Here is an 18,539-nt window from a genome sequence, read left to right as displayed (position 1 = left end):
GCTCACGGCGGAGCGCCGGCTCGCCGCGGACGCCTCGCACCAGCTCCGTACACACCGGAATTCGGTGTGCGGCATCGCCGTGGGATGTGCTGCGCGAAGCGCTCAGAACGCGGCTTCGTCGAGCTCCATGATGTCGTTGTCGACGTTCGCGATGATGGCGCGGTTCGCGGTGAGCTCGGGCAGCACGTTCTTCGCGAAGAAGGACGCGGTGGCGACCTTGCCCTCGTAGAACGCCTTGTCCTTGTCGGTGGCACCGGCGTCGAGCGCCTTGATCGCGATCTCGGCCTGCTCGAGCAGACGCCAGCCGATCAGCAGGTCGCCGACGGACATCAGGAAGCGGACCGAACCGAGGCCGACCTTGTACAGCTCGGTGGGCTGCTCCTGCGCCCCCATCAGGAACCCGGTGAGGGTGGCGGCCATGGTCTGGACGTCCTCGAGGGCCGTGGCCAGCAGCGCGCGCTCGCTCTTGAGGCGGTTGTCGGCGCTGTCGCTGTCGATGAACTTCTTGACCTGGCCGGCAACGTGGGCCAGGGCGACGCCGCGGTCGCGGGCGATCTTGCGGAAGAAGAAGTCCTGCGCCTGGATCGCGGTGGTGCCCTCGTACAGCGAGTCGATCTTCGCGTCGCGGATGTACTGCTCGATCGGGTAGTCCTGGAGGAAGCCGGAGCCGCCGAGGGTCTGCAGGGACTCGGTCAGGTACTGGTACGCCCGCTCGGAGCCGACGCCCTTGACGATCGGGAGCAGCAGGTCGTTGACGCGGAACGCGAGGTCCTTGTCGGCGCCGGAGACCAGCTGGGCGACGACCTCGTCCTGGTGTGCGGCGGTGTAGAGGTACACCGAGCGCAGGCCCTCCGCGTACGCCTTCTGCATGGCGAGCGCGCGGCGGACGTCCGGGTGGTGGGTGATGGTGACGCGGGGAGCGGCCTTGTCGGTCATCTGGGTCAGGTCCGCGCCCTGCACGCGCTCCTTGGCGTACGCCAGCGCGTTGAGGTAGCCGGTGGAGAGGGTGGAGATCGCCTTGGTGCCCACCATCATTCGGGCGTGCTCGATGACGTCGAACATCTGCGCGATGCCGTTGTGCACCTCGCCGACCAGCCAGCCCTTGGCGGGGACGCCGTGCCCGCCGAAGGTGACCTCACAGGTGGCGGAGGCCTTGATGCCCATCTTGTGCTCGACACCGGTGACGAAGACGCCGTTGCGCTCGCCCATCTCGTTCTTCTCGAAGTCGAAGTGGGTGTTCGGCACGAAGAACAGGCTCAGGCCCTTGGTGCCCGGTCCGGCGCCCTCGGGACGCGCCAGGACCAGGTGGAAGATGTTCTCGAACAGGTCGTCGGAGACGGCGGAGGTGATGAACCGCTTGACGCCCTCGATGTGCCAGGTGCCGTCGTCCTGCTTGATCGCCTTGGTGCGTCCGGCGCCGACGTCGGAGCCGGCGTCCGGCTCGGTCAGCACCATCGTGGCGCCCCAGCCGCGCTCGACGCAGACCTCGGCCCACTTCTTCTGCTCGTCGGTGCCGTTCTCGAACAGCACGCCGGCGAAGGACGGGCCGGCGGCGTACATGAAGGCGGCGGGCTGCGCGCCGAGCAGCATCTCGGCGATGGACCACACCAGGGCGCGGGGCGCGGGAACGCCGCCGATCTCCTCCTGCAGGCCCATGCGGTACCACTCGCCGTCCCACATGGCCTTGAAGGAGGCCTTGAAGCCCTCCGGGAGGGCGAGCGTGTGGGTCGCGGGATCGAAGACGGGCGGGTTGCGGTCCGTGTCGGCGAAGGCCTCGGCCAGCGGGCCCTCGGCCAGCTTGGCGACCTCGGCGAGCATGGTGCGGATCGTGTCGGCGTCCAGGTCTCCCCAGGCGCCCTCGTTCAGCGGCTTCTCCAGACCAAGTACCTCGAAGAGGTTGAACTCCAGGTCACGGACGTTGCTCTTGTAATGGCCCATGTCTTCTTACTCTCCCGGTGAGACGGTGCGGTCTAGCAGTTGTCAGTACCGCCCAAGTAGCTACTCGTCGGTAACATTTGCGATGTTACTCGCCATTCAGTTAGCTGCCAACAGAACGGCCGAATCCGGCAACGGGGCCACGTGCGACCCCGATGGCGACGCCCGGACCACGTCCACGCGGGCGGTCGCTCCCCGCCGGCCGTGGCCGTGGAACCATCGGTCGGCCGAGGGGACAGCGAATGATAAGCACATCCGGCCAGGTCAGGTGTGGAATCGGGAGGGTCGTGGCCGGGCCGGGTCACGAGCGGGAGGTGTCGGCGCCGGCCGGGTCGCCGCCGCGGCGAAGCGCGCAGGTGGCGGCGGCGAATCGGTCACAGTCGGTCCGGGATTCGATGTTCGTCACATCCGGACCGTTCGGGTGGGGTCCGGTCAGTTCCGGGTGAGGGACGCGTCGATCAGGACGAGTTCGTCCTCGTGGAGCGGGCGGCGCAGGTGTGAGAGGTTGCGTTCCACCTGGTGCGGGCTGGCCGATCCGATCAACACGGACGTGACCTGGGGCTTCGCGTCGAGCCAGGCCACGGCGAGTTCGGCCAGCGGGCGGTCGAGCTTGCGCGCCAGGGTGAGCAGTTCCTCCACCCGGGTCAGCGCTTCGTCCGTCGCGCCCGCCGCGAAGTACTCGGATCTGTCGAACCGCGAACCCTTCGGGAAGGCCGCATTCCTTCGGTACTTGCCGGTGAGCAGCCCGGCCGCCAGCGGGTAGTAGGGGATCACGCCGAGGCCGTGCTCCTCGCAGGCCGGCACGATCTCGTCCTCGACCTCACGCGCGAGCAGGTTCCACTCGATCTGCGCCGCACTGAACCGCGCGAGCCCGCGTTCGCGCGCGGCGGCGTCCGCCTGCCCGATCTCCTGCGCCGAACCGTTCGAGCACGCGACGTGGCGGACCTTGCCGGCCCGCACGAGTTCGTCGAGGGCTTCCAGGGTGTCCTCGATCGGGACGCCCGGGTCGGGGGCGTGCTGGTAGTAGAGGTCGATGTGGTCGACGCCGAGCCGTCGAAGACTGGCCTCGCACGCACGCCGGATGTACGCCGGTGACGAGCCCCGGTCGTCGGCACTCATCGGCGCACCGAATTTGGTCGCGACGACGGCGCGGTCCCGGCGACCGGCAAGCGCCGCGCCGAGGATCCGCTCGGACTCTCCGGCGGAGTAGACGTCGGCGGTGTCGAAGAACGTGATGCCGTTCTCGAATGCCGCATCGACCACCTCGCGCGACGCGGCGGCGTCGATGCGGGAGCCGAAGTTGTTGCAGCCCAGGGACACCTTCGAAACGACCAGATCGGTGCCGGGAAGAGGCGAGTACTGCATGGCGGTGGACATCGAACTCCTGACGGTGGCACGTGTGCGGGTCCGGTGGGGGACCCCGAATCCGGACAGTACGCCGCGCACGGCGCGGCCCCGAGGCCGAATTCCGCTGTGTGGTAGCAGAAGACGGGCTCGGGGCCGGGTCGTGCACAGTGCTGCCGGATGCGTGCCGGCGACCGTCAGCGGTTCAGCGTCGTGTGCAGGAGCAGAACGTTGTAGTTCGAGTGGACGGTGGTCAGGAAGTAGAGGTCCGGCCCGGTCGACCACGGGTGCATGTAGGCGCCGTACGCGGTCGGCAGCTCCCGCGCGTCCAGCAGTACCTCCGGCGGCCCCCACGGACCGGTCGGGCTCGGCGACCGCCGCATCACCACGGAGTTGAAGTTGTCGGTGGTGAGCATCAGGTACTGGCCGAGGAACTGGTTGTACTGCACCGACAGCTCGCCCACGCCACCGAACACGATCGGCGCGGCCGCGTTGACGTCACCCTTCTTCCACTCGGTGCCGTTCCAGTACTCGTACGCGCCGAGGTCGCGGATCTGCTTCTCCGGTACCCGTGCGATGTACGCGAGCCCGCCGCGTCCGGGCGGGGTGCCGTACTGGTACACGAAGCCGCCGTCCTTGAGGAAAGCGCTCATCTGGAAGTTTCGGTTGCCGCCGTCGCTGGGGCGGATGGTCTCGGGCGCCATCGCCCAGTTCTCGCCGTTGTCGGTGGAGAACGCGAGCCCGGAGTTGTTGGTCTCCCAGTGTCCCGGTTCGCCCCAGTGGTTGACCGACATCATCGACATGTACTGCACCCCGTCCACCGCGACGCCTGCGGTGGGGATGTGGCTGATCTCCACGTAGGGGATCTTCGGGCTGGGGATGAGCTCCTTGGACTGGCCGAGGAAGTCACGCGGGGAACTGTCGAAGGTCATCCCGTCGGCCAGCGTGTGGTCCGCGCTGCGGAAGAGTGTGTTGCTGCGCCACGACCACAGGCTGCCCGCCAGCAGGTTCGGAATGCCGAGGCCGGCGGAGTCGCCGAACGCGGTAAGGATCTGGCCGTTGCCGTTGTCCCACATGATGCCGAGATCGGTGCCGAGCACGTTGTCGTCCTGGGTGCGATTGGCGCTGAGCAGCCCGGTCATCTGCGCCACCGCATTGGTGCGTCCACGCAGGTCGGGCAGGCCGTTCGTGCCGTTGAGCCCGGGAATGGGATTGACTGTGTTCGGATCCGCTGCGGCAGGGCCGGCGAGCGCGACCAGCGCCGCCATGCTGACGATCGAAGCCTGTACGACTGACTTGGTACGTCCAACCATTACACGTATCCCCTCGACGGCTGTCGTGTTGTGCCGTGTCTTGTTGCCCCGTGCGTCCTGCATCGAGCCCACTTCTATGGCCGGCCGCAATGCGGCCGACCCTTGTCGATATTAGTGATTTCGTACATAGAACGACAGTATTTTTTGATATCGGTGTGTACGTGTGGGGCGGATGGGGTAATTGCGAGGGTTGACGCGACCGATTCGTGCCGGTTTCGCCACGCCGGAGCGTCGGCGGGTGATAGGAACCGGACCGCAAGGTCTGCTGCGGACGGCGTCATCGCGCGGGGACGCGCACAGTACGGTGTCGGGTGAGGAGTTCGTGTGTTTCACCCGAGCATCCGACGAGAGAGATATAGAGGAGAAACAAGCAAATGGGTGCAGTGATCGCGAACTCCACGGAGCTTCGTCATTCCGCGATCCTCGGTCTCGGCGTGTACCGGCCCGAGCGGGTCGTGACCAACGACGAGATCTGTGAACTCATCGATTCGAACGACGAGTGGATCCAGTCTCGATCGGGAATCAAGAACCGGCGGTTCGCCGGACCCGACGAGAGTGTGCTCGCGATGGCGATCGAGTCCGGCCGCCGCGCGCTGGCCGCGGCCGATCTCACCGGCGAGCAGATCGGCGCCGTGATCGTCGCCACCTCGACGTACCCGGTCCAGACCCCGGCCGCCTCCGCTCTGGTCGCGGATGCGCTGGGCACGCGCGGCGCCGGCGCGATCGACGTCGCCGCAGGCTGCGCCGGCTTCTGCTACGCGCTGGGCCTGGCCTCCGACATGGTGCGCGGGGGGACCGAGGAGCACGTGCTGGTCATCGGTGTCGAGCGGATGAGCGACTCCACCGAGCCCACGGACCGGTCCGTTCGCTTCATCTTCGGCGACGGCGCGGGTGCTGTCGTGGTCGGTCGCGGCGACGAGGCCGGCATCGGCCCGGTCACCTGGGGTTCGGACGGCGCGCAGGGGCGGGCCATCCGGCAGGAGCCGGACTGGGTGGACTTCGCCGAGAACCCGACCCAGAAGCGGCCGTGGATCAAGATGGAGGGCACCTCGGTGTTCCGCTGGGCGGCGTTCGAGATGGGCAAGATCGCACAGCGGGCGCTCGACCGCACCGGCCTCACGGTCGACGATCTCGACGTCTTCATCCCGCACCAGGCCAACGCCCGCATCACCGAGGTGATCGTGCGGAGCATCAACCTGCCGGAGACGGTCGCTGTGTCCAACGACATCGCCGAGACCGGCAACACCTCCGCGGCATCGATTCCGCTCGCGATGGAGGAGATGCTGCGCAGCGGCAAGGCGAAGCCGGGCGACACCGCGCTGCTGCTCGCGTTCGGTGCCGGACTGGCCTACGCGGGCCAGGTCGTGAAGATGCCGGTCCTCGCCGAGAGCTGAGTTCGACCCGTACAACGGCTGAAGGTGCCGCTCCGAGACTCGGAGCGGCACCTTCAGTGCTGTGTGGGGTGGTTCGCCGCGGTCAGCGACCGAACAGGTTGCCCAGCGACCCGGTGCCGCCACCGGTGCCCGGCGTCGACGGCTCGGACACGTTGACCACCCGGGCGTCCGAGGACGAGCCGAGGAAGCCCGGCGCACCGCTGTAGACCGCCGTGACCCCGTGCGCGCCGACGGTGGCGAAGGAGTGCGAAAGGGTCGCGACCCCGCCGGTGACCGGGACGGCGCCACCGATCGCGGTGGTGCCGTCGAAGAACTGGACCGTTCCGCCCGCCTGACCCGGAGCGACGGTTGCGGTCAACGTCGTGGCCTGGCCGGGTGCCGCGGTGTCCGGGGCTGTCAACGAGGTGGTGGTGACGACCTCGTTCGGTGCGGGCACCGACACCTCGACCGTCTTCGCCGCAGCAGTGGAGGAACCGAATCCCCGTGCACCACTGAAGGTTGCGGTGATCGAGTGCGAGCCGGCGGAGTCGAAGGTGTGGGCGAGGACGGCCACCGAGCCCGCCACTGCGACCGGCGCGCCGACGGGTGTGCCGCCGTCGAGGAACTGCACGGTACCGCCGGCCGGAGCAGGCGACACGGTGGCGGCGATGCTCACGGCAACCCCGGTCTTGGCGTGGGTGGGCGTGGTCAGCGCGAGCGTGGTGGCCGCCTCGACCGTGGACACCGCTACGGTGCGGGCCTGCGACGTGGACCCGGCGAAGCCGGGCGCACCGCCGAAGACCGCGGTGACGACGTGGGCACCGTCGGTGTCGAATGCGTGCGAGAGTGTCGCCGACGCGCCGGTCAGTGCGACGGGGTTGCCGATGTTGGCGTCACCGTCCTTGAACTGCACGGTGCCACCCGCGGGAGCGGGACTGATCGTGGCCGTGAGATCCACGGCGGCACCGTTGTTCGCGGTCGCCGGGGCGGTCAGCGTGGTGGAGGTGGTGGCGTCCGGCGGGGCGGTGACGTTGATCGTTGCGAGCGCGCCGCCACCGGCGTTCAGCGGGACACCGCTGCCCGGGGCGGTCCCGTTCTTCGGCACGCACCGCGTCGCCGACCAGTAGGAGACCCCGGCGACGGGATCCTTCTCACGGACGAGCGAGGTGTAGAAGTTCTCGTCGGCCTTGTAGTTCGCCGCGTTGCCGGTGGTGCGAACCTTCGGGGTCACGGCGGTGCCCGCGGCGCCGGCGACCGCCGTCACCTCCACGGCGGGGAGCTGGAAGTTGCTGTCCCCGGTGCCTCCGGTCGAGCTGCCGTCGAGGTTCAGGTGGGCGGCGTTGACGACGATGCCCGCCTCGGATCCGTCGCCGGTGCTCGGACCGTTTCCGATGGTCTCGTTGTTGCCGGACAGTCGCAGGAACGGTCCGTTCTGGTCCGGACTGCCGTTCTCGGCGATCCGGGTGATGGTCGGCACCGCACCGGCCAGGTTGATTCCCGTGCCGGGAACAACTGTGGCGGAGACGAACTGGGCGCCTGCGGGAATCTCGTAGTCGAACTTGATCCGCGAGAGACTCGAGCGGGTGCGCAGGTTCTCACCCTTGTGCGGCAACGCCATAGGCCTCGGCTGCAGCCGGTAGGTGAAGGTCTGCCCGGTGACGACGGTGGCCGGGGCGTCAACGGTGACGCCGGTGGCGATGGACTTGTCGGTGGTGTCGAGCAGGCTCTTGAACTTGCCCCAGCAGGCGGCGTCGAAGGCTGTGGTGGTCGGTGCTGCAACCGCGGGAGCGGCGAGCAGCAGCCCGCCGGCGGTCAGTGCGGCGGCCGCGAGGGCCGCCGTTGCGCGCGTGGACGCGTGCGTCATGGGAACTCCTGGATCGATGGTGCTGCGGTAACGAGTGATCACGAGCCGGAGGGGAACCCTCCGGCGCTACCGGTGCCGCCGGTCTCGGCCGCGTTCGCGGTGACGGTGAAGGCCGGAGACGTCGAGGCGACGAAGCCGGTCGCACCGCTGTAGACGGCGGTGATCGAATGCGCGCCGGCCGTGGTGAACGTGTGCGGGGCGATCGCCACGCCGTTGACCACCGGGACGGCAGTTCCGATCGCGGTGGTGCCGTCCTTGAACTGGACGGTGCCGGTCGCCGCAGCGGGGGAGACGGTCGCCGAGAGGTCGATCTTGCTGCCGACGGTCGCAGTGGTCAGGGCGGTCACCTTGGTGACGGTGGCGACGTCGGACGGGGCCGGGGCGGTGACGTCGACGGTGGTGGATGCCGACCCGGACGGCGCGAATCCGATCGTGCCGGAGTACGACGCGGTGATGTTGTGATGACCGGCGGTCGTGAAGGTGTGCGCCAGCGTGGCCACACCGCCGACGACCTCCACCGGCGCACCGATCGGGGTGCTGTCGTCGAGGAACTGGACGGTGCCACCCGCCGGCGCCGGTGCGACCGTCGCGGACAGGCCGACCGCGGAGCCGGTGGTCGCGGTCGCGGGCAGGGTCAGCGTGGTGGCGGTGGGTGCCGGGACCACGGTCGCCGGCTGCACGTCGACGGTCTGCGGCGCGGATGCGGAGCCGGTGAAGCCGGGGGCACCGCTGTAGACGGCGGTCACGGTGTGCGGGCCGGTGGTGCTGAAGGTCTGCGACAGCGTCGCGGTGCCTGCGGTCACGGCGACCGGTGCGCCGAGGTTGGTGTTGCCGTCCTTGAACTGGACGGTGCCGCCGGAGGGCGCGGGGGCCACGCTCGCAGACAGGATGACCGCGGCGCCGGCGGTGGCAGTTGCGGGCACGGTCAGGGTGGTTCCGGTGGCGACGTCGGCCGCGGTGACCGCGACGGTGGCCAGCGCCCCGCCGCCCGCGTTGAGGCCGGCGGCGTCCTTGCTGTCCTTCGGGGCGCAGTTCGTCGGCGCCCAGACCGTCCCGACGAAGGGCGCGTTGGCCTTGGCCAGCGAGGTGCTGTAGTTCTCGGCGTTGTTGTAGTTGGCGGCGTTGCCGCTGACCCGCAGCTTCGGCGTGATGGTGCCCGCGTTGCCCGCGACCACCGTGACGTCGACGGCGGGCAGTTGGAAGACGCTGTTGCCGCCGGAGTTGGCGGTGCCGTCGAGGTTCTTCTTCAGCTTGGGTGCGCGGATGCCGCCCTCGCTGTTGCCGCTGGAGGCCGGGCTGTTGCCGATCACCTCGTTGTTGCCGGACAGGCGCAGGAACGGGCCGGCCGCATCGACGCTGCCAGCACCGTTGATGCGCAGCACGTTCGGCGCCACGTTGTCGATGTTCTTACCGGAGCCCGCGACCACCGAGGCGTTGACGAAGGTGGAGTTGGCGGGGATCTCGAAGTCGAACTTGAGGCGAGAAAGGTTCGTCGTCGTACCGCCGGACTCGGAGTCCGGGTAGGAGCCGGGGCCGGGCTGGATCCGGTAGGTGAAGGTCTGTCCGGGGGTGACCGTCGCCGGGGCGGTGACGGTCGCGGACGCGGCCACGACCTTGTGCTGGGGACCGGCCAGCGAGGTGGAGGGGGTGGCCTGGCAGGCGGTCTGGAAATTGACGGTGTCCGCGGTGGCGGGGGAACCGATCAGGGCGAGCCCCGCGGTCAGGGCGACGACGCCGATGGGCGCCGCGCAACCGCGCAGGGTGGATCGAGGCATGGATGAACCGGGTCTCTCATGAGGAAAATGGGCACAGATCGCCGGTAGTAGAGCACGTGAACGTGGGATGAACGGGGTAAATCGGTCAGATATATTGGACGATGGTCCAGGGGGGACGGTCTCGACCGGCGGGGCCGTCGTGACCTGGGGTTTCCGGATACGCCGAAGGGCGCCTCCGCGAACGGAGACGCCCTTCGGTTGTCAGGTGGAGACGCCGATTCGGCGCGCTCCGACGAGACTAAGTCGCTCAGATGGTGCGAACGCCGGTGGCCTGGGGGCCCTTCTGGCCCTGGCCGATCTCGAACTCGACGCGCGCGCCCTCGTCGAGGGTCTTGAAGCCGCTGCCCTGGATCTCGGAGTAGTGCACGAACACGTCGGGTCCGTCACCGTCCTGCTCGATGAATCCGAATCCCTTTTCGCCGTTGAACCACTTGACGGTGCCCTGTGCCACGTTATTACTCCTGTTACTGCGAGCGGGTCCTCAGGTCGAGAACCCTGGTCTCGGGTGTACAGCCTGCCAGCTCATGGTCGCAATGTCGACAGCGGGGTCTACACTAGGCGGTTCTCCGGCCCTAATCGCGGCGCCACGCGGGTGTTGCATCGGTCCTCGCAGCGGCGAAGGATTGAACCCGCAGTGGTCGCGGTCGTGGGCCGCCCGGTGTCGTCGCGGCGGTGGACCGCGATGCGTCGACCGCCGAAGGTTGCTCGCCGCGGGTGCGCCCGCGGCAGGAGGCGACACGATGTTCATTCAGCTCATTCAGGGGAAGGTCGCCGACGAGGCAGGCCTACGTCAGTGCATGGATCGCTGGCAGGACGAACTGCAGCTGGGGGCGACGGGCTACCTGGGTACGACCAGCGGCATGTGCTCGGACGGCACGTTCATCGCGCTGGCGCGGTTCGAGTCCGCCGAGGCGGCGGCGCGGAACAGTCAGCGTCCCGAACAGGCAGCCTGGTGGTCCCAGACCGAACGATGCTTCGACGGCCCGGTGACGTTCATGGACTGCGCCGACGTCAGCGAGTGGATGGGCGGCGGATCGGACGCCGCCGGATTCGTCCAGGTGATGGAGGGCCACAGCCGGGACACCGGACGGATGCGCGAGCTGCTGACCCAGGTCGAGGGCGAGGTGCAGAAGGTTCGCCCGGAAATTCTCGGCGGGACACTCGCCACCGACGGCAAGGACGGGTACGTCGAGGCCGTGTACTTCACCTCCGAGGCCGAGGCTCGGGCGCACGAGCGGATCGAGATTCCCGACGACCTGCGGTCGCTGTTCGAGGAGGAGAACGAACTGATGGGGGAGGTGTCCTACTACGACATTCGCGAGCCGATGATGACGTCCGCGCGGAAGTGAGGCGAACACACGGGCGCCATCGCCCTTCGGGGCCGATCGACAAGTCGGCCGAATTCGCGTGCCCGGCTGTGGGGTGCGGGGCGGTCGGCTTCGCCTCGGCACAGTGCGGCGGCGTCCTTCGCTGCTCGGGCTCGGCACGCGCGCCACGGTGGGGTTGACACCGACTGGAGGCGCACCTAGCGTCGAATTCATCGATTGATGAATTGTTGCGGGTCCGTCCACCCGCCGGCCACCGGGGAGTCCCCATGCGCGCCATGATCGTCAAGGAGTTCCGCGAACTGGGTCGGGATCGCCGAACCCTCGCCATGCTCGTCGCGTTGCCGCTGCTGTTGCTGATCGTCTTCGGATTCGCGGCGAACTTCACCGTCTCCTCGCTGCACGTCACGGTCGTCGGACCGGGCGCGGCAGCGGTGGCCGAGCAGCTCACCACCGCCCCGCAGGTGACGCAGGTCTTCCACATCGACGCCGTCGACCCGACGGGAACCGACGCGACCGCCCGCGACTCCCTCCGAGACGACGTGTCCGACCTGGCGATCGTCACCGGAGCGGGGAAGCCGATGGTGTACATCGACGGATCCAACCTCTTCGCCGCCCAGTCCGCCAAGATCGCCGTCGCGAAGATGGGATCCGCGGTCGACTCCGAGGTGCTCTACAACCCCGACCTGAAGACCTCCTGGGTGATGGTGCCCGCGATCATCGGCCTGATCATGACGTTCATCGGCACCATCATCACCAGCATCGGACTGGTCAAGGAGCGCGAGGCGGGAACGCTGGAACAGCTTGCCGTGATGCCGTTCTCGTCGGCCGAGGTGATCCTCGGGAAGATCACGCCCTACTTCCTGCTGGCCGCGATCGACATGATCGCCGTGACCGTGCTCGGCATGTGGATCTTCTCGGTACCGTTCAACGGAAACGTGTTGATCTTCGCGCTCGGGGCGGCGATCTTCCTCTTCGTCGTGCTCGGCCTGGGCGTGTTCATCTCGACGATCTCCAAGACCACCGGTCAGGCGATCCAGGCGGCGATGATGGTGCTCCTGCCCCAGGTCCTGCTGTCGGGCATGATCTTTCCGCTCAGCGCGATGGCCGCGGGAGTCCGCTGGATCGGGTACCTGCTGCCACTGACCTACTTCACCAAGATCTCGCAGGGCGTGATGCTGCGGGGGGCCGGGCTGAGCACCCTGTGGGTCCCGATCGTGGTGCTCCTCGCGATGGCGGTGGTCATCTTCGGTGCGGCGGTCATCCGACTGAAGCGGTCCATCTCGCCGGCCGGGCGAGCGGTGGTGCGCAGTGCGAGCGAGTGAGGGCGCATGGGGCGCCGATGCGCTGACCGTGCACCTCGGGGGGCGTCGCGCGCTGGACGCGGTCACCGTCGACATACCCCGTGGGGAGGTCACGGCGGTCGTCGGTGGCGACGGCGCCGGCAAGACCAGCCTGCTCGGGGCACTGGCCGGGCGGGTACCGATCGCCGACGGAACCGCCACGATGCCGGCGAAGACCGACGTGGGATTCCAGCCGAGCACCTCGGGCGTGTGGCGGGACCTGACCGTCGACGAGAACGTCGAATTCGTCGGCAGTGCCTACGGAATGAGTTCGGCATTGCTCGCCGACCGGAGGGAGCGACTGCTCGGGCCCGCTGGGCTCGGGGATGTCGGTGGCAGGCTCGGCGGCCAGTTGTCCGGCGGCATGCGGCAGAAACTCGGCTTCTGCCTGGCGATGCTGCACGAGCCCCGGATCCTGCTGCTCGACGAACCGAGCACCGGCGTCGACCCGGTGAGCCGGGTCGAGTTGTGGCGGATGGTCGCCGAGGCGGCGGCGACGGGCACCGCGGTGCTGCTGTCGACGACCTACCTCGACGAGGCCGAACGGGCCCACCGCGTGCTGGTCCTCGAGGACGGCGGCGTCCTCGGGCTGGGGACGCCCGACGAGGTGATCGAGTCGGTGCCGGGCACGATCGCGGCGATGCCGATTCGTCCCCGGGATTCGCGATCGAGTCGGACCTGGCGGCGGGGCAACACTTTTCGGGTGTGGGATCCGGACGGGCAGCGAGAGAACGGCGAAGCGCCCGACCTGGAGGACGCGGTGATCGCACTCATGCTGGCCCGCGACGAGCGGCGGGAACGGAGCGGGGAGGTTCGGCATGGCTGAGCGGGCAGCAATCGACGCGCGCGGGGTCTGGCGGAACTTCGGGTCGTTCACCGCGGTCCGGGACATGTCGCTGCAGGTGCATCCGGGCGAGATCGTCGGCCTGATCGGCGCCAACGGGGCAGGCAAGACGACCCTGATCCGGATGATCCTCGGACTGGAACCGGTGGACCGGGGGACCGTCGAGGTGTTCGGCGAGCCGCCGTCGCGGGGTACTCGCCGTCGGCTGGGATACATGCCGCAGGGGCTGGGGCTGTACCAGGAGCTCTCGGTCCGGCAGAACGTGGAGTTCGTGGCCGAGGCGTTCGGGACGACCGCCGCGACTCTGCCCGCTGCGCTGGAAGCCGTTGCCACACGGCAGGTCCGGGCGATCGGGTTGGGCCTGCAACGACGACTCGCATTCTACTGCGCACTGCTGCACCGGCCGGAGGTGCTGGTGCTGGACGAGCCGACGTCGGGAGTGGACCCGCTGGCCCGAACCCGCCTGTGGGACACCATCCACGACCAGGCCGACTCCGGATGCGGGGTACTGGTCACCACGCACTACCTGCAGGAGGCGCAGCAGTGCACCAGATTGGTCATCATGGCCCACGGTCGACTCGTCGCGTACGGGAGCCTCGAGGACATCATCGGCGGGCAGAGCGCGGTGGCGGTACGAGCACCGCAGTGGGCACGCGCCTTCGACGCGCTGGTCTCGGCGGGTCTGCCGGTGACGCTCGCCGGACGGCAGGTGCGGGTGGCGGGAGTCGGCGGCGGGCAGGTGCGGGCCGCACTCGACTCGGCGGGTGTTGCGGCGACGGTGACGGAGGTGCCCGCCACCCTCGAGGAGACGATGGTGCTCATCGACCGAGGCGCGAAGATCTCGTCGTGATGGTGGCGGGACGACGCAGCGGGCGACGGCCGGGCAAGCAGGGCACCCGGGACGAAATCCTCGGTGCAGCACGGCGTGCATTCGCCCAGTCGGGATACGACGCCGCGACGATTCGCGCCGTCGCCGAGTCGGCCGGCGTGGACCCGGCGTTGGTGCACCACTACTTCGGCACCAAGGAGAAGTTGTTCCTCGCCACGATGGACGCCCCGGTCGACCCGAGGCGATACGTGGACAGGATCATCGACGGTCCCCGCGAGCACCTGGCCGAGCGGCTGCTGCGCACCGTCCTGGCGCTGTGGGACTCACCGAGGGGATCGGCCGTTATCGCGTTGCTGCGCAGTTCGATCGCGCACGAATGGAGTGCCAAGCTGCTCCGCGAGTTCCTGCTCGAGCGGGCCCTGCGTCCGATCGTCGAGTCCGTCGAGCAGGACCCCGACCTGGCCAGGTGGCGCGCGAACCTGGTTGCCGCCCAGCTGATGGGCCTCGCGTCGATGCGGTATCTGCTCGTCCTCGAACCGATCGCGTCGGCGCCGCACGAGCGGATCGTCGAGCTGATCGGGCCGAATCTGCAGCGCTACCTCACCGGTGGGCTGGGGTATTCCTGACGGCCTCCCGGTCTGTGGGAGAACCTGGGCCCGGTTCGAAACCTCGACCAGGGGGGCCGACAACGTCGCCGGCCCGGAAGCGATCACTGGCGCCGAGCGGAAGATGACCAAGAGACTGGTGTTCGACTTCGGCTCGCTCGGGATGGATCCGCAGTGTGTCGAGGGAATGACCTGGGGCCCGAGGCTGCCCAACGGCGATCGGTCTCTGGTGCTGGTGTCGGACAACAACTTCGGTCTCGCCGGCCGGACCAGCTTCCATCTGCTGGCGGTGGCCGGAGGGTAGGAGTCTGGTTGCCCCGTCGGCACCTACGGGAGGGAGAGGGTGTGGGTGTGCGATCGGACCGCGTGCTGTAGGTCCCGACGCGACAGGGTCCGCGCGCCGCACGCACATCGGACGGGCATGGCGTCGTCCTCGAACTCGGAGGCTTCGAGCAGGTCGACGAACTCGGAGCCGAGGCTGTCGCCGTGGTGCGCGGTGTCGACGAAATCGCGCGAGCCGTGGGTGTGGGGTCCTCCGGACACGACCGCGGGACCCTCGGCGGTTCGGTAGACGGTCGCCACATGATGACTTGCCGGACAGGTGACCCGCACCAGAGCGTGATCGCTGCGTTGGCGGCCCAGGGCATCGACAGCGGTCCGCGCGATCCGACGGCGTTCGGACGGAGGGAGTGTCTTGGTGTTCATCACTTCATTCCACACCCGGAACGGCCGCGGCAGAAGGGTGGATTCTGGGTGCGCCGGTTCAGATCGGGCCGACGTCGGCAGGGGGCGGATTGCCCTCCGGGTCGTGCCACACGTACAGCGCCGCGTCCTGCTCGTGAGTGGTCCATGCGCGGGTGGGTGTCGGGCGGGGAGATCCGCCGGCGCTTCTGCCGTTTCCGTCCCAGCGCCAGCGGTGGATCGGGCAGTCGATGGTGTCACCGACCACGGCACCGTAGCTGAGGTCGCCGCGCATGTGCGGACAGTAGGCGTCGAGGATCTTGACTTCGCCGTTGCGCACCGCGAACGCCACGAGCTTGGTGCCGAACGCCTCGATCGCGTGCGGCTTGCCGTCGCGGAAGTTCTCGGCCGGACCGAGGTAGTGCCATCCGGGGGACGAGTGCCCCTGGCCGGAGGTCCGGATCTCGTCGATGTCGTCGCGGGGACCCACGGTCACGGCGGTCCTCTCGTTTCTGGTGGGCAACCTGGGGTTGTCGGGCCACGTCACTGTGCCAGTGCGGAGGACACGCGTCCATCGTGAGATCCGCTCAGCGGAACACGCGGTCGCTCCGGTGGCCGCGCGTCACGACCGCTGTGCCGGGCCTGCCGCGTGCAGGTTCCTGGCCGTGGGCGAGGTCGCGACCGAGTCGGGGTCCGGGTCGGTGCCCAGCATCCGATCGGCGGTGCCCGAGGTGGTGACGGTGAACCAGTAGTGCTCGTTCTTGAAGTGGTGATGCCGGTGGTTTCGCCACACCGCGCGGTAGAAGCGGGATCGTGGTCGGTAGTCGGTGTGGATGAGGTAGTGCGTCCACTCGTAGACGAGGCCGAAGGCGCTCACCGTCATGAGGAATGTCAGCCCCAGGCCCAGCCGTGGGAAGGCGAGCAGGCCGGCGAGGATCAGGACGGGAAGCAGCCACGTCAGCGTCTGCCACGGAATGAAGATCAGCGGCACGTCGCGCGGATCGGCATGGTGCTCACGGTGTTTGCGTGCGAGCAGCGAGTCGGCGGTGACGCCGAGTACTCGCCGGGGCCGCCAGTGCAGGACACAGACGTGAATCACCCACTCGACGAATGGGAACACGGCGAGCGCCACCAGTGGCACCACGAGGTCGGTCGGCTGCCAGTCGCCGACGACGGTCCTCGCGAGGGTCGACGCCACGAGTGCACCGCCGATCATCCACGGCGAGGGGTGGCGCACGAACTCGGCCGCCGCGTCGCGCAGGTCGATCGTCTTGCGGCGGGGATGCTGCGCGCCGGATCTGGTGGTCATGCGGGGTCCTCCTGACGCTGCAGTTGGTCGATGACGGCGCTCAAGGCCGCCGAACCGAGGTCCAGGAGCGCGGCGGCGGCACCTTCGGCGGCGTCCTCGTCGTGGGAGGTGATCGCGTCCGCGAGTTCGCGGTACCGGTCGGTGCTGCCGACCTCGGCGACCATCACCGCGGCGACCGCCTTCATCGTCGGTTCGTAGGCATTGCGCAGGCTGTTGAAGACGAGCCGGAACGCGATCGAGTCCGCGGTGTCGACCACGTGTTCCCAGAACGCGAGCGCCGCGACCTGCATGTCGACCGGGTCCGCGGCGTCCGCGAGGGAGTCGACCGCGCTGAGCAGCACGGGCGTGGTCTCCGCGGTGGCCCGGGCGGCGGCGAGGCGTGCGACCTGGGCGCCGATGAGCCGGCGGGCCTCGAGGACGCTCCGGGCGACGGTCCAGTCGGGTCGTCCGTCGCGCACGAGGAGTTGGGAGAGCAGTTCCGGCCCCGCCTGGCGCCGGAAGTCCCGCACGGACGTCGCGTCGCCCTGGCGAACCTCGACGAGCCCCGCCTGCGCGAGCTTCTGAATCGCTTCCCGCACAGCAGGTCTCGAAACGCCGAACGCCTCCGCCAGACGCCGCTCGCTGGGCAGGTCCGCCCCGGACGCCAGCTCCCCACCCAGCACTCTGGCGCTGATCTGGTCGAAGACCTCGCCGGAAGCGGACTTACGCGCGATCGGCTCGAACATCATGATGTCGACCGTAGGCCCGGGGAAGGTAAGAGGTCAAGTGGTAAGACCAGTTACTGCGGGCCCTTCGGGAGCGGCTGTGCCCGTCACGCCAACTCCCGTCGAACGAGTGGATCGCCGGCCGCGTCGGCCGCCGCGTCCTCACCAGTTCCAGCGGGGTACCTCCTGGCAGGGGTGCAGTTCGACGTCGTCGGTGGCATGGGAGTTCTGCACCGCCACCTCGGTGCCGAATCGAAGGTAGTCGAGCAGTGCCGTGCGAAACCGGGCGTCGGTGGGCAGCCCGGCGTCGTCGGCCGCGGCGAGGAACAGGTCGACGAATCGTTGGCGCTGGTCCTCGCTGATCCGCTTCCCTCGGTGAGCCTCGAGCAGGGCCGGAAACCCTCCCAGCTGGTCGGTGTAGACGGTCGGCCCGCCGAACACCTCGCCGAGGAAGTCCGTGAGGTGGTCGATGTGGCTGGGGCTGCCCGCGCCGAACAGGGGTTGCAGGAGCGGATCGGCGAGGACCCGCGGATACCAGGTCGCGACGAGTCGGTGCAGTCCTGCTCGGCCCCCGACGTGTTCGAACAGCGATTCGGTGGAGTTACCGCTTGTTGTCATGACGCTCCTCCCCATACGAATTACTCGATTACATGATTACAACCGTAGTCCGCCGGCGGAGTGCGCGTCGGACTACTCGTGGTGCTCGCGGTCGGGATGGCCTCCGGCGTCGAGGATCTGCCCGGCGAGTTCGCGCGCGGCGGCCGCGGGATCGGTGTCGGGCCGGGTGACTCCTGCTGCCAGTGTGCCGTCGATGAGCAGGAGAAACTGATCGGCCGCCTGCGCGGGCCGCGGGTGCCCGAGCTGGACGAACTCGTCCTCGAGGAGTGAGTGCACGCGGCGACGGTAGTCGCGGGTCACGGCGTGCGCGGGATGGTTCGGGTCGGCGAGCGCGAGGTCGGCGGCAAGGTAGCGGCAACCTCGGAAGCCCGGTTGGGCGATGACCTCGGCGAGCCTGTCGAGGACGGCCGTCAGGCGCGCGCGCGGGTCGTCGCCAGCTTCCTGCATCGTGCGCCGGTAGTCGGCCTCGTCCTCGGCGGTGCTGCGCTCGAGCACCGCCGCGATCAGCCCGTCCTTCCCGCCGAAGTGCTCGTACAGCGACCGCCGCGCCACGCTCGCCGTCTTGAGGAGGGCGTCGACGCCGACGCCCATGCCCTGGCTGTAGGTCAGCTCCTGGGCGGCGTCCAGCAGCCGCTCTCGTGGCCCGGAGGTGGTGCGGGTGCTCATGGGGCCAGCCT

The 18,539-nt window shown here is 68.9% G+C and carries 19 protein-coding genes; 7 read left to right on the top strand and 12 right to left on the bottom strand.

Translation table 11 applies throughout. From position 1 onward, the window contains the following. Positions 1-102: 102 nt before the first annotated feature. From ACFXGJ_RS07345 to ACFXGJ_RS07335, 3 genes are all read right to left on the bottom strand, one after another. Positions 103-1,938, bottom strand: coding sequence for an acyl-CoA dehydrogenase (locus ACFXGJ_RS07345; protein ID WP_378617687.1), 1,836 nt, complete (start codon positions 1,936-1,938; stop codon positions 103-105). A gap of 429 nt (positions 1,939-2,367) precedes the next feature. Continuing rightward, positions 2,368-3,312 carry an aldo/keto reductase gene (locus ACFXGJ_RS07340; RefSeq protein WP_378617686.1) on the bottom strand — a complete coding sequence of 315 codons (945 nt, stop codon included), beginning with the start codon at positions 3,310-3,312 and terminating at the stop codon, positions 2,368-2,370. A 164-nt stretch (positions 3,313-3,476) separates the two neighbouring features. Then, positions 3,477-4,547 (bottom strand): DUF4185 domain-containing protein, encoded by a 1,071-nt coding sequence (locus ACFXGJ_RS07335; protein WP_378617685.1) that lies wholly within the window; start codon positions 4,545-4,547, stop codon positions 3,477-3,479. A 419-nt stretch (positions 4,548-4,966) separates the two neighbouring features. On the opposite strand from ACFXGJ_RS07335, the gene ACFXGJ_RS07330 reads away from it, so the two are divergent. Beyond that, positions 4,967-5,986, top strand: a complete 1,020-nt coding sequence (locus tag ACFXGJ_RS07330) for a beta-ketoacyl-ACP synthase III (RefSeq protein WP_378617684.1) — start codon at positions 4,967-4,969, stop codon at positions 5,984-5,986. An 82-nt stretch (positions 5,987-6,068) separates the two neighbouring features. Here ACFXGJ_RS07330 and ACFXGJ_RS07325 read toward each other — a convergent pair whose 3' ends face one another. From ACFXGJ_RS07325 to ACFXGJ_RS07315, 3 genes are all read right to left on the bottom strand, one after another. Further along, the gene (locus ACFXGJ_RS07325) at positions 6,069-7,829 is read right to left on the bottom strand and encodes an Ig-like domain-containing protein (protein ID WP_378617683.1); all 1,761 of its coding nucleotides are present in this window, start codon (positions 7,827-7,829) and stop codon (positions 6,069-6,071) included. Between the two features lie 38 nt (positions 7,830-7,867). Next, a complete protein-coding gene (locus tag ACFXGJ_RS07320) occupies positions 7,868-9,604 on the bottom strand; it encodes an Ig-like domain-containing protein (RefSeq protein ID WP_378617682.1) in 1,737 nt (578 codons plus the stop codon). Positions 9,605-9,851: 247 nt separating this feature from the next. Further along, the gene (locus ACFXGJ_RS07315) at positions 9,852-10,055 is read right to left on the bottom strand and encodes a cold-shock protein (RefSeq protein ID WP_142098898.1); all 204 of its coding nucleotides are present in this window, start codon (positions 10,053-10,055) and stop codon (positions 9,852-9,854) included. A gap of 289 nt (positions 10,056-10,344) precedes the next feature. Between ACFXGJ_RS07315 and ACFXGJ_RS07310 the strand changes: the two genes are divergently transcribed. From ACFXGJ_RS07310 to ACFXGJ_RS07285, 6 genes are all read left to right on the top strand, one after another. Next, the gene (locus ACFXGJ_RS07310) at positions 10,345-10,953 is read left to right on the top strand and encodes a hypothetical protein (RefSeq protein WP_378617681.1); all 609 of its coding nucleotides are present in this window, start codon (positions 10,345-10,347) and stop codon (positions 10,951-10,953) included. 254 nt (positions 10,954-11,207) lie between these two features. Then, complete coding sequence (locus tag ACFXGJ_RS07305; RefSeq protein ID WP_378617692.1) at positions 11,208-12,254, top strand: ABC transporter permease; 1,047 nt, start codon at positions 11,208-11,210, stop codon at positions 12,252-12,254. Between the two features lie 28 nt (positions 12,255-12,282). Continuing rightward, a complete protein-coding gene (locus ACFXGJ_RS07300) occupies positions 12,283-13,098 on the top strand; it encodes an ABC transporter ATP-binding protein (RefSeq protein WP_378617691.1) in 816 nt (271 codons plus the stop codon). Beyond that, positions 13,091-13,966 carry an ABC transporter ATP-binding protein gene (locus tag ACFXGJ_RS07295; RefSeq protein ID WP_378617680.1) on the top strand — a complete coding sequence of 292 codons (876 nt, stop codon included), beginning with the start codon at positions 13,091-13,093 and terminating at the stop codon, positions 13,964-13,966. Before ACFXGJ_RS07300 ends, ACFXGJ_RS07295 begins: the two co-directional genes overlap by 8 nt. Then, complete coding sequence (locus tag ACFXGJ_RS07290) at positions 13,966-14,571, top strand: TetR family transcriptional regulator (RefSeq protein WP_378617690.1); 606 nt, start codon at positions 13,966-13,968, stop codon at positions 14,569-14,571. The genes ACFXGJ_RS07295 and ACFXGJ_RS07290 overlap by 1 nt, the downstream gene beginning before the upstream one ends. Continuing rightward, complete coding sequence (locus ACFXGJ_RS07285; RefSeq protein WP_378617679.1) at positions 14,552-14,854, top strand: esterase-like activity of phytase family protein; 303 nt, start codon at positions 14,552-14,554, stop codon at positions 14,852-14,854. Before ACFXGJ_RS07290 ends, ACFXGJ_RS07285 begins: the two co-directional genes overlap by 20 nt. Before the next feature lie 23 nt (positions 14,855-14,877). Here ACFXGJ_RS07285 and ACFXGJ_RS07280 read toward each other — a convergent pair whose 3' ends face one another. From ACFXGJ_RS07280 to ACFXGJ_RS07255, 6 genes are all read right to left on the bottom strand, one after another. Further along, entirely contained in the window at positions 14,878-15,093 is a 216-nt protein-coding gene (locus tag ACFXGJ_RS07280; RefSeq protein WP_378617678.1) for a hypothetical protein, read from the bottom strand. A 220-nt stretch (positions 15,094-15,313) separates the two neighbouring features. Beyond that, positions 15,314-15,727: a Rieske 2Fe-2S domain-containing protein gene (locus ACFXGJ_RS07275; protein ID WP_378617677.1), complete on the bottom strand. Its 414-nt coding sequence runs from the start codon at positions 15,725-15,727 to the stop codon at positions 15,314-15,316. Positions 15,728-15,853: 126 nt separating this feature from the next. Further along, positions 15,854-16,540 carry a sterol desaturase family protein gene (locus tag ACFXGJ_RS07270; protein ID WP_378617676.1) on the bottom strand — a complete coding sequence of 229 codons (687 nt, stop codon included), beginning with the start codon at positions 16,538-16,540 and terminating at the stop codon, positions 15,854-15,856. After that, a complete protein-coding gene (locus ACFXGJ_RS07265; RefSeq protein ID WP_378617675.1) occupies positions 16,537-17,268 on the bottom strand; it encodes a FadR/GntR family transcriptional regulator in 732 nt (243 codons plus the stop codon). Before ACFXGJ_RS07265 ends, ACFXGJ_RS07270 begins: the two co-directional genes overlap by 4 nt. Before the next feature lie 138 nt (positions 17,269-17,406). Continuing rightward, positions 17,407-17,862, bottom strand: coding sequence for a group II truncated hemoglobin (locus tag ACFXGJ_RS07260; RefSeq protein WP_378617674.1), 456 nt, complete (start codon positions 17,860-17,862; stop codon positions 17,407-17,409). 72 nt (positions 17,863-17,934) lie between these two features. Then, positions 17,935-18,528 (bottom strand): TetR/AcrR family transcriptional regulator, encoded by a 594-nt coding sequence (locus ACFXGJ_RS07255; RefSeq protein ID WP_378617673.1) that lies wholly within the window; start codon positions 18,526-18,528, stop codon positions 17,935-17,937. Between the last annotated feature and the right edge of the window lie 11 nt (positions 18,529-18,539).

The sequence above is a fragment of the Rhodococcus sp. NPDC059234 genome, from assembly GCF_042754225.1.
In the GTDB taxonomy this organism is placed as follows: Bacteria; Actinomycetota; Actinomycetes; order Mycobacteriales; family Mycobacteriaceae; genus Rhodococcus_G.
The sequence above is the reverse complement of the archived record's forward strand: the minus strand, read 5'-3'. Positions and strand labels throughout refer to the sequence as shown.

Coding starts and splice junctions, on each gene's coding strand:
- ACFXGJ_RS07345 (WP_378617687.1), bottom strand. CDS start 1,938: ATGGGCCATTACAAGAGCAACGTCCGTGACCTGGAGTTCAACCTCTTC.
- ACFXGJ_RS07340 (WP_378617686.1), bottom strand. CDS start 3,312: ATGTCCACCGCCATGCAGTACTCGCCTCTTCCCGGCACCGATCTGGTC.
- ACFXGJ_RS07335 (WP_378617685.1), bottom strand. CDS start 4,547: ATGGCGGCGCTGGTCGCGCTCGCCGGCCCTGCCGCAGCGGATCCGAAC.
- ACFXGJ_RS07330 (WP_378617684.1), top strand. CDS start 4,967: ATGGGTGCAGTGATCGCGAACTCCACGGAGCTTCGTCATTCCGCGATC.
- ACFXGJ_RS07325 (WP_378617683.1), bottom strand. CDS start 7,829: ATGACGCACGCGTCCACGCGCGCAACGGCGGCCCTCGCGGCCGCCGCA.
- ACFXGJ_RS07320 (WP_378617682.1), bottom strand. CDS start 9,604: ATGCCTCGATCCACCCTGCGCGGTTGCGCGGCGCCCATCGGCGTCGTC.
- ACFXGJ_RS07310 (WP_378617681.1), top strand. CDS start 10,345: ATGTTCATTCAGCTCATTCAGGGGAAGGTCGCCGACGAGGCAGGCCTA.
- ACFXGJ_RS07305 (WP_378617692.1), top strand. CDS start 11,208: ATGATCGTCAAGGAGTTCCGCGAACTGGGTCGGGATCGCCGAACCCTC.
- ACFXGJ_RS07295 (WP_378617680.1), top strand. CDS start 13,091: ATGGCTGAGCGGGCAGCAATCGACGCGCGCGGGGTCTGGCGGAACTTC.
- ACFXGJ_RS07290 (WP_378617690.1), top strand. CDS start 13,966: ATGGTGGCGGGACGACGCAGCGGGCGACGGCCGGGCAAGCAGGGCACC.
- ACFXGJ_RS07270 (WP_378617676.1), bottom strand. CDS start 16,540: ATGACCACCAGATCCGGCGCGCAGCATCCCCGCCGCAAGACGATCGAC.
- ACFXGJ_RS07265 (WP_378617675.1), bottom strand. CDS start 17,268: ATGATGTTCGAGCCGATCGCGCGTAAGTCCGCTTCCGGCGAGGTCTTC.
- ACFXGJ_RS07260 (WP_378617674.1), bottom strand. CDS start 17,862: ATGACAACAAGCGGTAACTCCACCGAATCGCTGTTCGAACACGTCGGG.
- ACFXGJ_RS07255 (WP_378617673.1), bottom strand. CDS start 18,528: ATGAGCACCCGCACCACCTCCGGGCCACGAGAGCGGCTGCTGGACGCC.